Annotated in this window: 9 protein-coding genes; 2 read left to right on the top strand and 7 right to left on the bottom strand. The window is 66.8% G+C overall.

From position 1 onward, the window contains the following. Window positions 1-3 precede the first annotated feature (3 nt). Complete coding sequence (gene pabB, locus GTZ99_RS13705; RefSeq protein WP_161719787.1) at window positions 4-1,929, bottom strand: aminodeoxychorismate synthase component I; 1,926 nt, start codon at window positions 1,927-1,929, stop codon at window positions 4-6. A 205-nt stretch (window positions 1,930-2,134) separates the two neighbouring features. Between pabB and GTZ99_RS13700 the strand changes: the two genes are divergently transcribed. Next, window positions 2,135-4,819 carry a M1 family metallopeptidase gene (locus tag GTZ99_RS13700; protein WP_161719786.1) on the top strand — a complete coding sequence of 895 codons (2,685 nt, stop codon included), beginning with the start codon at window positions 2,135-2,137 and terminating at the stop codon, window positions 4,817-4,819. Between the two features lie 40 nt (window positions 4,820-4,859). Here the strand turns inward: GTZ99_RS13700 and GTZ99_RS13695 are convergent, their stop codons facing one another. From GTZ99_RS13695 to GTZ99_RS13670, 6 genes are all read right to left on the bottom strand, one after another. Beyond that, entirely contained in the window at window positions 4,860-6,374 is a 1,515-nt protein-coding gene (locus tag GTZ99_RS13695) for a sensor histidine kinase (protein WP_320076688.1), read from the bottom strand. Continuing rightward, a complete protein-coding gene (locus GTZ99_RS13690) occupies window positions 6,374-7,108 on the bottom strand; it encodes a response regulator (protein WP_161720071.1) in 735 nt (244 codons plus the stop codon). Before GTZ99_RS13690 ends, GTZ99_RS13695 begins: the two co-directional genes overlap by 1 nt. Before the next feature lie 30 nt (window positions 7,109-7,138). Next, complete coding sequence (locus GTZ99_RS13685) at window positions 7,139-7,876, bottom strand: EF-hand domain-containing protein (RefSeq protein WP_161719784.1); 738 nt, start codon at window positions 7,874-7,876, stop codon at window positions 7,139-7,141. Between the two features lie 249 nt (window positions 7,877-8,125). Then, window positions 8,126-8,518: a cupin domain-containing protein gene (locus GTZ99_RS13680; protein WP_161719782.1), complete on the bottom strand. Its 393-nt coding sequence runs from the start codon at window positions 8,516-8,518 to the stop codon at window positions 8,126-8,128. 24 nt (window positions 8,519-8,542) lie between these two features. Beyond that, window positions 8,543-8,911, bottom strand: coding sequence for a VOC family protein (locus GTZ99_RS13675; RefSeq protein WP_161719780.1), 369 nt, complete (start codon window positions 8,909-8,911; stop codon window positions 8,543-8,545). A 57-nt stretch (window positions 8,912-8,968) separates the two neighbouring features. Beyond that, window positions 8,969-10,774: an aminopeptidase P family protein gene (locus GTZ99_RS13670; protein WP_161719778.1), complete on the bottom strand. Its 1,806-nt coding sequence runs from the start codon at window positions 10,772-10,774 to the stop codon at window positions 8,969-8,971. A gap of 72 nt (window positions 10,775-10,846) precedes the next feature. Between GTZ99_RS13670 and GTZ99_RS13665 the strand changes: the two genes are divergently transcribed. Then, complete coding sequence (locus GTZ99_RS13665; protein WP_406818600.1) at window positions 10,847-12,940, top strand: S9 family peptidase; 2,094 nt, start codon at window positions 10,847-10,849, stop codon at window positions 12,938-12,940. The last annotated feature ends 177 nt before the right edge of the window (window positions 12,941-13,117 follow it).

Here is a 13,117-nt window from a genome sequence, read left to right as displayed (position 1 = left end):
TTGTCAGATATCCAGCAAACGGGCCGGCATCAGCCCGCGCAGGGCATTGCCGATGAAAAAGCCTTGGGTCAGATCGTCCAGCGTCAGGTCGGCCTCGCGCGCGCGGCCCGCCTCGATCAGGGTGCGGCGCTGAACGCCGGGCAGCAGGCCGCTGCCCGCAGGCGTCAGCAACACACCGTCACGTTCGACAAAGATATTGGTGAAACAGCCCTCGGTCAGGCGGCCATCGTCGCGGATGAACAGGGCCTCGGCCGCGCCATGGGCGCGTGCCACCCTCAGTCCGGCGTCATAGAACCAGCGGTCCGATGTCTTGTGCGTCAGGCGCCAGTCGCCCTCGTCCACCGGCAGGGGCAGGACGATGCAGGGCACCGGCCCGTTGGCGTCCAGCGCGGGCGGCAGGGCCGATACCTCCAGACTGGTCGCGCCGCTACGGCCCAGAACCAGCCGCACGCGGGATGGGGCGTCCACCTCGAAACACAGGGCGTGGATGGCGTTGCGCACCGCATGGCGGTCAAAGGCAAAGCCGAGCGCGGCTGCGCTGGCCTTGATCCGCTCCAGATGGGGTTCCAGCAAGGCGATGCCTTCATCGGGCGTGAACCGCATCGTCTCGATCAGGTCGAACTGTGCCAGCGAAGGGGTCTGTGCCTGAGCCGGTTGATGCACGAATCCTCCTTTGACCAGGCATTCCCGCCATTCGGGCAGGCTGAGCGAATCCGCGACAATCGCCGACCCCACGCCCAGCACCGCACGACCGCCGACATTGGCCGCGCCTTCGCCCGGTGTCAGCCGCAAACTGCGGATTGCCACATTGAATGCCGCCGCGCCAGTGCCATTGGCGCCATGGCCCGCCGCCGGATCAATATGGCCGATCGACCCGCAATAGACCCCGCGCGGATCGCGTTCGGCGCTGTGGATCAGTTCCATCGCGCGGATCTTGGGCGCGCCCGTGACCGATCCGCACGGGAACAGCGCCCGCAGCACGTCCACCGGCCCGCGCCCCGGAGCCAATCGCGCCCGCACGGTCGACACCATCTGGTGCACCGTGGGATAGCTTTCGATGGCAAAGGGCGCGTCGACCCGCACGCTGCCCGCCACAGCCACGCGGCTGATATCGTTGCGCATCAGGTCAACGATCATCAGGTTTTCGGCGCGGTCCTTGACGCTGGCGACCAGATCGGCGGCTTGGGCTGCGTCTTCGTCCGGTGTTTGGCCGCGCGGGCGGGTGCCCTTCATCGGCTTGGCAGTGATCGCGTCCCCCTGCACCGCCACGAACAATTCCGGCGAGAGCGAGACCGTCCAGTGCGACCCGTCATACATCAGCCCGCCATGCGCCCCGCCGCCCTGCGCGCGCAAGGCGGCATAGATCGCCAGCGGATCGCCCTGCCACGCGCCGGTCAGCGGAAAGGTGAAATTGGCCTGATAGATGTCGCCCGCATCAATTGCCTGTGTCAGCAGGGCAAAGGCCGCGTCATATCCCCCGGCCGAGATCGCGGGCGTCAGCGGCCCGATCCGGCTGAGCGTGGCCGATTCCTGCGCCGCCAGCCATGCGGGCACGGCATCGGCGGCGATCTGCGTCCAGCCGTCAAAGGCGCCAAACCACACCAGCGGGCCGTCCGCCCCGATCCGCGCGGGCGCCAGCGGGGCCAGACGCTCTTCCAACTCCAGCCCGGCCTCATAGCCGACATAGCCAGCCAGCGCCGCGCCTTGTGCGTGCAGCACCTCCAGCCGGTCCAATGCGGGGCGGACCTGATCGGGGCGGCGGGCGACGATGATTTCGCGCGGGGAACGGTACAGCCGCGCGTGGCCCCGCCCATTGGCTGTGCCGGGCGCGGCGGCGGCCACATCGGGGCGCGCATCGTCCAGCAACACGAACACCTCGCCCTTTTGCAGGGCGGCGGGCAGGTGGGGGATGGCAGGCGATGCGGGCATGATCGGCCGCCTTTAGCGATGTCGGGCCAGAACTGCAAAAGCCCATTGGTGAGGAGTGCTGACAATTGTGTAAGGAGGGCGCGGCGATGGATTGACTGTTGCGCGCAGATGAAATTAAGTTTCACGCATTCCGCCGGGGCGGGGCCGCTGCCGGATGGGCCGCGGGCCGTGCCGCCGGTCAGGCTCTTTGCGGATAAAATCTTTCATGCGAACACTTTTGCTTGCCACCACCGCCGCGCTGATGATCCCGGCGCAGGCGCTGATGTCCCCCGCCATGGCCGCCGATTCGGCGCAGGCCGCACAGGATGCGCCACCGCCCCTGCCGCGTGGGCGGCTGGGTGATGCGGTGGTCCCCACCGCCTATCGGCTGGACCTGACGGTGGACCCGGCCCAGCCGCGCTTTTCCGGCCGGGTGGAAATCGACACGACGATCAAGACCGTCAGCCGCCATGTCTATCTGCACGGCCGCAACCTGACGATGCGCCGCGCGCCGCAGGTGACGGTGGGCGGGCGCACGCTGACCGCCAAATGGCAGGAGGTGGGCGACACGGGCATCCTGCTGCTGACCTTTGCCGAGCCGCTGCCGGTGGGTGCGGCGACCTTTGCCTTTGACTATGACGCCGCGTTCAATGACGGCCCGGCGGGCATGTTCCGCGTCAAGGTGGGCGATGCGTGGTACAGCTGGACCCAGTTTGAATCGGTCGACGCGCGCGCCGCTTTTCCGGGGTTTGATCAGCCCGGCTACAAACAGCCCTTTACCGTCACCCTGCGCACCCCTGCCGGGCTAAAGGCTGTCAGCAACGCGCCCGAGGCCAGCGTGACTCAGGAAGGCGGGCTGGACGTCCACCGCTTTGCCGCCACCGCACCGCTGCCGACCTATCTGGTGGCGATGATGGTGGGGCCGTTCGCCAGCGTCGCCGGCACGGTTGCGCCCACGCCCGAACGGGCGGCGCCTTTGCCGTTGCGCATCCTGTCGCCCCAGCCCAACGGCGACAAGCTGGATTTCGCGTTGCAGAACAGCCAGCCCATCGTCGCCCTGCTGGAGCGCTATTTCGGCCGCGCATTCCCCTATCCCAAGCTGGACCAGATCACCGCGCCGATCATGCCGGGCGCGATGGAAAACGCGGGCGCGGACCTGTATCAGGACGCGCTGATCGTCATGGACGAGAACGCCTCGACGCGGCGCAAGCGCTCGTTCGGCATGGTGGTGGCGCATGAACTGGCCCACCAGTGGTTTGGCGATCTGGTCACGCCTGCGTGGTGGGACGACATCTGGCTGAACGAAAGCTTTGCCAACTGGATGGGGTTCCGCATCGGCCATGAATGGCGGCCCGACCTGAATGTGGCGGGCGGCGCGCTGGACGAAGGCTTTGACGCGATGACCATCGACAGCCTGATCGCGGGCCGTCCGATCCGTCAGCCGATCACCGACAGCGCCCAGATCGACGCCGCCTTTGACCGCATCACCTATGGCAAGGGCGGGCATGTGGTGGCGATGATCGCCGCCTATATGGGCGATGCCAAGTTTCAGGCGGGTGTGCGCCGCTATATGGCGGCCCATGCCTATGGCAACGCCACCAGCACCGATTTCTTCCGCGCCATGGCCGAGGTCGCGGGCGACCCGCGCATCCTGCCCGCGATGCAAGGCTTTGTGGATCAGCAGGGCGTGCCGCTGTTGACCTTTGCCGGGGCGGATGGGCGGTTTGCCGTGACACAAAGCCGTTACGCCCCCTTTGGCGTGACCGCGCCGCAGACGCGCTGGGGCGTGCCGATGTGCGTGGCGGCGGGCGATACGCGCCAGTGCCAGTTGGTCGAGGCGGCCGGCACGGCAGTCAGCCTGCCGGCAGGCGTGCCGGTGGTGCCCAATGCGGGGGGCACGGGCTATTACCGGTTTGAATTGCCGGGGGCGGAATGGGACCGGTTGATCGCCGCATCCGATCGTCTGCCCGGCGGCGAAGGGCTGGCGCTGGCCGATTCGCTGAGCGCCAGCTTTCTGGCCGGGCGCAATGATGTGGCGCGGCTGGTGGCGCTGGCCCGCACCATGTCGCGCAATCCCGACAGCTATGCCGCCGATGCGGCGCTGGCCGCTGTGACGCTGCTGGACCGCTCCCATCTGGTCGAGCCGCGCGCGCGTGAGGCCTATCGCGCATTGGTGCGCGGCATTGTCGCGCCGCGATTGGAGGCGATGGGCTTTGATCCGCGGGCCGGAGCCTATGCCGCACAGGCGCCCGAAGCGTCCGAGCGCCGGATTCAGCTGGTCACCCGCATGGCGGGTGCGGCGCGCGATGCGCAGATACGCGCCACATTGGCCGATGCGGCGCAGGCGTGGCTGAAGGGCGATGTCCAGGCGCTGGACCCTGCGTGGTTCGGTCTGGCCTTTGGCGCCTATCTGCGCCGGGCGATGCCGGGCAAGGACGGGATGACTGCCGCGCGCGCGCTGCTGGACCGGGCGCTGGCGTCACAGGACCCGGTGTTCCGCCCATCGGCCTTGGGCGCGCTGGCGACGACGGGGGACGCCGGTTTGGCCAAATGGCTGTTGAACGACCTGAAGGACCAGCGCCTGCGCACCAGCGAGCGTTTGCAGATGATGACCGCCATCATCGGCACCGAGGAGACGCGTGAGCTGGGCTATGACTGGATGCGTGGGCATTTGCGGCAATTGAGGTCGGATGCGGGCGGGATCTTCTTTGCCTCGCGCCTGCCGCAAGTGTTCCTGAACTGGTGCGCGGTGGACAAGGCGGACAGTTTTGCCCGCCGGTTCCGCCCGTTGATGCGCGATACATCGGGCGCGCTGGATCTGGAGCGCGCGATCGAGCGGGTGCGCAATTGTGGCGTGCTGCGTCAGGCCCGCGCCAAGAGCGTGTCGGATGCGTTGATCGGCATGAAGTGATCCGGGGCGGAGGCGCGGTTGGCGCCTCCGCCTGCAGGGCTCAGGCGGTCGGCGGCAAGAGCGGCAGGCGCAAGGTGGCCTCCAGTCCGGTGGGCGTGCCATCGGCGTCGACGATATTGGCCAGCGTCAGCCGCCCGCCATGCTGAACGGCGATCGCGCGGGCCAGCGTCAGGCCCAGACCCGCGCCGCCCGTTCCGCTGTTGCGCGATGGCTCGCCACGGGTAAAGGGCTGGAACATCCGCTCGATCTCGGTGCCGGGAATGCCTTTGCCACGGTCGGTGATGATGATCGTCGCCCAATCGCGGCCCTGAATGCTCTCGCGCCGGGTGGTGACGCTGGCCTCCTGACCATAGCGCAAGGCGTTGCCGATCAGGTTGCGCAGCGCCCGGCGCAGCCATGTGGCGCGCAGCGGCAGCACCATGCGCGTGGTGTCCTCCAGGCTCACCGGCTCGCCCATGTCCTCATATTCCTCGACCACCGAGGCGACCAGCGCCGACAATTCGCTGGATTCCAGCGGATCGGACGGCTGCCCGACACGCGCCAGCGACAGAATGTCATCCAGCGTGCGGACGATATCCTCGATCGTCTGGGCCATTTTCAGACGTTCATTGTCATCATCGACGCATTCGATGCGTACCCGCAACGCGGCCAATGGCGTTTTCAGGTCATGGCCGATCGCCCCCAGCATCACGTTCTTTTCGTTCAACAGGGCGATGATGCGGTCTTCCATGGCGTTATGCGCCTCGATCAGGCGGCGCACGTCATGGGGGCCTTGGGGGCTCAACTGGCCGCTGCCCTCGCGCGTTTCGGCAAAATGCTCGACGCGGTCGGTCAGCGCGGCCAGCGGGCGGGCGATGCGGCGCAGGATCAGCGCCATCGCACCCACCAGCGTGGCATAGATCAGCACCGTTTGCGCGATCAGCGTCACCATCAGCCAAGGGTCGCGCGGCGGCACCTTGACGCGGGCGACAAACCACGCGCTGTCGCCGGTGCGGTGGACGGCGGCGACCAGAATGGCGGTGGGATGGAGCCCCTTGCGTTTGATCAACGGTTTGGCTTGGGGGTCGCGCTTTTGCATCAACGGGTCTTGGGCGATGGCGCGCTCGACCAGCAGGACGTTGCCGATGCTGCCATCCTGTTCGGCCAGAATATGGCGCAACCGCTCCTGCATATCGGGCCGCGCCTCGTCCCCGGTCAGGGGGGTAAAGCTGGGCACACGCTCGGTCCGGGGACCGTGCATCAACAGATCGGGCGGCGGCCCGCGCTGATCATCGGCCACGCGCTGATTGGGGCCGGGGCCGGGCGGCGGACCATCGGGCAAGCCGACAGGCGGGGGCAGCGGATTGTCGGCGCGGCGCATGCCCAGACTGACACGCAGCGCCAGCGCATGGACCAATTGTTCGTCGCGATAGGCGCTTTGCGCGCGATAGAGCAGGATGGTGCTGATCGCCTGCGCCAGCAACAGCGCGCCCGCCAGCGCCAGCAGTACCTGCCCTTTCAGGCTGCGGGGCAGGCGCGGGGGCCAGTTGCGGCGCAAGGCGGCGGGCATGGCCATCACAGGCTGGCCGGCACGCGCCGCACGTCAGCGGCCAGCATATAGCCACCGCCCCACACGGTCTGGATCAGTTGCGGATTGCGGCTGTCGATCTCGATCTTGCGGCGCAGGCGGCTGACCTGATTGTCGACGGCGCGATCAAACAGATGCGCCTCGCGGCCCTGCACCATGTCCAGCAGACGGTCGCGGTCCAGCACCTGGCGCGGGTGTTCCAGAAAGGCCACCAACAGGCGGAATTCCACCGAAGAGATCGCCACCACCGCGCCATCGGGGGCGATCAGCCGACGCTTGAGCGGGTCCAGCCGCCAGCCATCGAACTGGAAATCCTCGTTTTGCTGCACCTCTCCGGGGACACCCCGCCCCGCGCGGCGCAGCACGCTGCGGATGCGCGCGACCAGTTCGCGCGGTTCGAATGGCTTGACCACATAGTCGTCCGCGCCAATTTCCAGCCCGACGATGCGATCGGTCGCCTCTCCGCGCGCGGTCAGGAAAATGGTGGGGATGGCCCGCGTCTCGACCAGATGGCGGCACAGCGACAAACCGTCCTCGCCGGGCATCATGATGTCCAGCAGGACCAGTTCGGGCGATTCCTGTTTCAGGATCACGCGGGCTTCGGCGGCGCTGGCGGCCTGGGTCACGACAAACCCCTGACGCTCCAGATAGGAGGCCAGGGGCTCGCGCAGGCCCTGCTCGTCATCCACCAGCAACAGTCGGGTGGCGGTGGTGTCAGGCATCTGGGTCATATCCGTTCCGGGCCTTGCCCCTTACTTGCTGGCGGGCGGCGGCGGAGGGGGAGGGGGCATCATGCCACCGTCCGGTCCGTGCCGTCCCATGTGGCCGCCAGCGGGGCGCATCGCGGCCATAGCGGCCTTGCGTTCCTGCGGCGTCACCTTGCCGTCGTGATTGGCATCTGCGGTGTCAAACATCTTCAGCGCCGTAGCGACAAATGCGTCCTTCGTCACGGTGCCGGTATGGTTGGGATCAGCCTTTTGCAGGATCGCGCCGACCATCATCATGCCCATGCCGGGGTGGCGCATGCCCGCCCCACGCGGACCGCCATGGCCCATGCGGCCGCCCATACCCGGACCATCCATACCGGGGTGATCCATGCCCGGACCATCCATGCCCGGCGGCGGCGGCATCATGCCGGGGCCGCGCGCCGGAGCACCAGCGCCGGGGGCGGGGGGCTGTTTGGGCTGATGCGCGGCGGCAAATTCATCGCGCGAGAGCATGCCGTCGTGGTTGGCGTCCATCTTGTTGAAATGGGCATTGGTGCGGGCCTGACGGTCGGCCTGATCCAGCTTGCCGTCATGGTTGATGTCCAGCATCTCGAACAGCTTGGTGGCGTGGGCCTGTGCCTGCGCGCGCGTCACATCGCCGCGCATCATGCCGGGGCCGCCCATCGGGCCGCCTTCGGGCGGGGGAGCGGCGGCGATCGCGACACCAGCCACTCCGGCCAGCGCCAGAGCCATCGCGGAAATCTTTAAGGTCAGCTTGCTCATCCTGCGATCCTCACTCCTGGGCCGGCGGTGCGGCATGCATCGGGCCGTCAAATGTGTAGCCCCATCGGGGGTGAAAACCATCCGGTCCGGCACTGAACTGGGGGGAAGGTGCCGATCGCCGGATGGCTCTCACAAACAGGATATAGGCGCGATCTGTCTCCAGAATATGCCGTGGCGCAAATCTATTGTCGCGAATTGTCGCGTGGAGGCGGTGTGAAGGCGCGGGATGCGACACAGATGTCTGGCGCGTTAATCGCGGGGGCGGTCCTGTGTGCCCCAACCGGCGGTGATGAACAGCGCCTGCGCCGTGTGGGCGATGTTGGCCGTGTGCCACACCCCGCGCGGGTTGATCGCATATCCGCCCGCCGTCAGCGTTACAGAGTGTTCTGTGCCTTCGATCTGCTGGATCAGGGTGATCTCTCCGGCGATGCAGACCACCACCTCGTCGCCTGCGGGGTGCATTTCCCAACTGTCCCAGTCGCGGTCGAAATCGTGCAGACTGACCAGCCGCCCCTCAACCCCGTCGGCCGCGTGGCGCTGTACATAGTCGGCATACCAGGCCATGCCGGTAAAGGCGGGCTCGGCCATGGTGGTGGCGTTCAGCCCCAGATGGACGGGATGGGTTGCCAGATCGCGCGGCATCGGTGCCTCCTGCGGCAAAGGGGATCAACTGATGACAAAGGCGTTCAGCTTGTTCCCGTCGGGGTCGCGGAAATAACCGGCATAAAAGCCTTCGCCGCGCAGGCCGGGCGCACCCTCGCAACTGCCGCCCAGCGCCAGGGCCAGCGCGTGAATGCGGTCCACCTGCGCCGCGCTGGCGGCCTCCAGCGCGATCATCACGCCATTGCCGGCACTGGCCGGTGCGCCGTCAAAAGGCACCGTAACACCGATCCCCGCCGCCCCGTCGACATCGCCCCAGGCGATATAGGCCGCGCTCTCGATCATGCGGCCCACCCCCAATTCGGTGGCAATCGCGTCATAAAAGCGCGCCGCGCGCTCCAGATCGTTTGTGCCCAGCGTGACATAGCCGATCATGGCATCCTCCTGTACGACTCGGCTCTTTGAACGAACAATACAGGAACAAATGATGCTTCACAACGGCGCGCATTGCACTTTGAGCCAATCCAGTGCCGGTCCCGACAGTTGCGGCGCCAGAATGGATTCAACCTTGGCGTGATAGGCGTTCCACCATGCCACCTCGTCGCGGGTCAGCAGGCTGCAATCCACCAGTTCGCGCCCGATCGGCACATGGGTCAGCGTTTCAAAACCCAGATAGTCGCCCTCTGCGCCGGGGATGGCGCGCGCTTCGACCAGCACCAGATTCTCGATCCGGATGCCATAGGCGCCGGTCTTGTAATAGCCCGGCTCGTTCGACAGGATCATGCCTGCCATCAGCGGCTGGCCGGTGCCCGCCTGCCCGCCGGACGCCTTGGCGATGCGCTGGGGGCCTTCGTGGACGGACAGGAAACTGCCCACGCCATGGCCGGTGCCATGGGCATAATCCACGCCTGCCGCCCACAGATATTGCCGGGCAAGCGTGTCCAGTTGGCTGCCCGCAGTGCCTGCCGGAAACACTGCGCGGGCCAGCGCGATGTGGCCCTTTAGCACGCGGGTGAAGCGGTCGCGCAGCTCTGTCGGAGGGGCATCGGGGCCGACCCAGACCGTGCGGGTGATATCGGTGGTGCCGTCCTGATACTGCCCGCCCGAATCAACCAGATAGACGCTGTTGGCCGCGATCACCCGGTTGGTTTCGGGCGAGACGCGGTAATGGACGATGGCGCCGTTCGGCCCCGCGCCACTGATGGTGTCGAAGGACAGGTCGCGCAGCAGGCCGGTCTCGGCGCGCATCGCCTGCAATTGGTCGGCGGCGCTGATCTCGGTCTCTTTGCCCTTTGGTCCTTCCACGCTCAACCAGTGCAGGAAGCGCGCCACCGCCGCGCCATCGCGGGCCTGTGCGGCGCGGTGGCCGGATTGCTCGACCGGGTTCTTGATCGCCTTGGGCAGGACGCAGGGGTCGGTGCCCTCGACAATCTGGGCGCCCGCCGCGGTCAGCCCGGCAAAGATCGCCGCCACCGCGCGTTCCGGGTCCACCAAAACGCGCCGCCCCGCCAGTTCCGCCAGCCCCGGGGCGAAATCAGCCCGGTCACGGATGCGCACCGCATTGCCCAGATGGGCGCGCAGATCGGGCGTCACCTTTTCCGGGGCGATGAACAGATCGGCCGTGCCATCGGCATGGGCCACGACATAGGACAGCGTCACCGGGGTGCAGTCCACATCGCTGCCGCGCAGGTTCAGCAACCACGCCACGCTGTCCAGCGCCGAGATCACCGCCGCATCCGCGCCCTTTGCTGCCAGCGCCTCGGCCAGAGCGGCGCGCTTGGCCTCTGATGCGACGCCCGCAAGTTCAGTGGGATGCACCATCGCCAGCGCGGGCGAGGGCGCGGGCCGGTCAGCCCACACCGCGTCCACCGGATTGCGCGCGACCGCCACCAGCACCGCGCCCCGCTCGGCCAAGGCGCGTTCCACGCCCTGCGCCCATGGCCGCCCGTGCAGCCATGCGTCATAGCCGATCCGCGCGCCCTGTGGCGCCTGTTCGGCCAGCCATGCGGCAGGGCTGGTGGCGGGGACGTTGTGGTATTCATACAGCGCGCCATCGACCTGATCGCGCACCTGCAATGTATAGCGCCCGTCGACAAAGATCGCCGCGCGATCCGCCAGCACCACCGCGCTCCCCGCCGATCCGCCAAAGCCGGTCAGCCATGCCAGCCGCTGGGCATAGGCCCCGACATATTCGCTCATATGTTCGTCAGAGATGGGGATGACAAAGCCGTCCAGATCCTGCGCGGCCAGTTCGGCACGCAAAGCGGACAGGCGGGCGGCATGGACAGTGTTCGGCATCGGGACGCGCTTTCCTTCATTCCCGCGCCACAGTCGCTTGCGGGGGCGGGCTGGGCAACATAGATGCGGTTTATGTCCAACGCCACCCACACCGCCGCCATTCCCGCCCATCCGCCCCGCGCGGCAAAGCGTGCCCACAGTTTCACCCACCACGGCATCACCGTGCAGGACGATTATGCCTGGCTGCGCGACCCCGCCTATCCCGAGGTGACGGACGCCGAGGTGCTGGCCCATCTGGAGGCGGAGAACGCGTGGTTTGCCGCGCATATGGCCGGGCAACAGGACCGCATCGACGCTTTGTTCAAGGAAATGCGCGCCCGGATCAAGGAAGCGGACAAGAGCGTCCCCCAGAAGGACGGCGACCACCTGTACTGGATCGAGTATGAGGAGGGCGCCGAATACAAGAAATGGTGGCGCAAGCCCGTTGACGGAGGCCCGGACGAACTGATTCTGGACGAGGTGGCGCTGGCGCAGGGGCATGAATATTTCCGCCTTGGCGCGATTTCGGTGTCGGCGGACGGGCGGTTGCTGGCGTGGAGCGTGGACGATAACGGTTCGGAACGGTTCACCGCCCGGATCAAGGTGATCGCCACCGGCGAGATGTTGCCTGACGTGATCGAGGGGACGCTGTCCTCGCTGGTGTGGGTCGCGGGCGACCGGGGGCTGGTCTATTCGCTGGCGAACGAGAATTGGCGCACCGACAATGCCCGCCTGCACTGGCTGGGCACGCCGGTGGCCGACGATGTTGAGCTGTATCACGAGGATGACGAGGGCTTTCGCGTGGGCTCGGCGCTGTCGGCCAACGAGAAATGGCTGATCCTGTCGACCAGCGACCACGAGACGAGCGAGGTCCGCCTGATCCCCGCCAATGATCCGCTGGCCACGCCCATTCTGGTGCGCGAACGGGTTGAGGGCGTGGAATATGACGTCGATGAGCGTGACGGCGTGCTGTATATCCACGCCAATGACACGCATGAAAACTTCCGGCTGGCCAGCGCGCCAGTGGCCGATCCGGGCAACTGGACCAGCCTGATCGAGGGCAGCGATGATTTCTACCTGACCGGCTTTGACCTGTTCCGCGATTTTTACGTGATCGAGGGGCGGGTGCGCGGGCTGGACCGGGTGGAGGTGCGCTATTACGACGACCCCACCCGGATCGAACCTATCCTCTTCCCCGAGGCGAGCTATGAGGCGGGGCTGGCCGACAATCCCGAATGGGCGGTCGACCGGCTGCGGGTGAGTTATGAAAGCATGGTCAGCCCGGCCAGCGTCTATGACTATTTCGTGGCCGATGGGCGGCTGGAATTGCTGAAAACACAGGAAATTCCCTGCGGCTATGACGCCAGCCTGTATGACACCGCCCGGCTGGAGATCCCGGCGCGCGATGGCACGCTGGTGCCGGTCTCGGTGGTGTGGCGCAAGGACCGCGCGGCGATTAACGGCGGCGAGGGCGGCCCGCTGCACCTCTATGGCTATGGCGCCTATGGCATTGCGATCGGGCCGGGCTTTTCCACTTCTCGGCTGTCGTTGGTGGATCGCGGCTTTGCCTATGCCATCGCCCATATTCGCGGTGGCGATGATCTGGGCCGGGCATGGTACAAGGCTGGCAAGCGTGAGGCGCGTACCAATACTTTCAACGATTTCGTCGATGTCGCGCGCGGGCTGGTGGCGCGTGGGTTCACCGCTGAGGGCCGCATCAGCATCAGCGGCGGATCGGCGGGTGGCGAGTTGATGGGTGCGGTGATCAATTCCGATCCCGATCTGTGGGGCGCGGTGGTGGCGCATGTGCCGTTTGTCGATGTGCTGAACACCATGCTGGACGAAAGCCTGCCGCTGACGCCGGGTGAATGGCCCGAATGGGGCAACCCGATCGAGGACAGGGGCGCGTTTGAACTGATCGCCTCGTACAGCCCCTATGATCAGGTGCGGGCGCAGGATTACCCGCCGCTGATGGTGACGGCGGGGCTGAACGATCCGCGCGTGACCTATTGGGAGCCGGCCAAATGGGTGGCCCGCCTGCGCGAGCTGAAGACCGACAGCAACCCTTTGATCCTGAAAACCAATATGGGCGCAGGGCACGGCGGCAAATCGGGCCGCTTTGAAAGCTTGACCGAAACGGCGGAGGAGTTTGCCTTTATCCTGTGGCAGTTGGGGGTGACCGGGTAAGGGCAGGGGGTAGGGCCTCCGGCGGGTAAAGGGCGGGGGCCCTTTGCAATCCCATGAATGGGTAGCGCCCCGCACGCGATGCCAGCCTTTCCGCGAAGCGGTTTTAAAGCCTGCGGCGCATCGGCCTTGCGCAGGGGGGCGGGCATGGCGCAACCCGGAAAGATATAGGATTGCAAA

Source organism: Novosphingobium ovatum (genome assembly GCF_009909235.1).
Classification (GTDB): domain Bacteria; phylum Pseudomonadota; class Alphaproteobacteria; order Sphingomonadales; family Sphingomonadaceae; genus Novosphingobium; species Novosphingobium ovatum.
The sequence above is the reverse complement of the archived record's forward strand: the minus strand, read 5'-3'. Positions and strand labels throughout refer to the sequence as shown.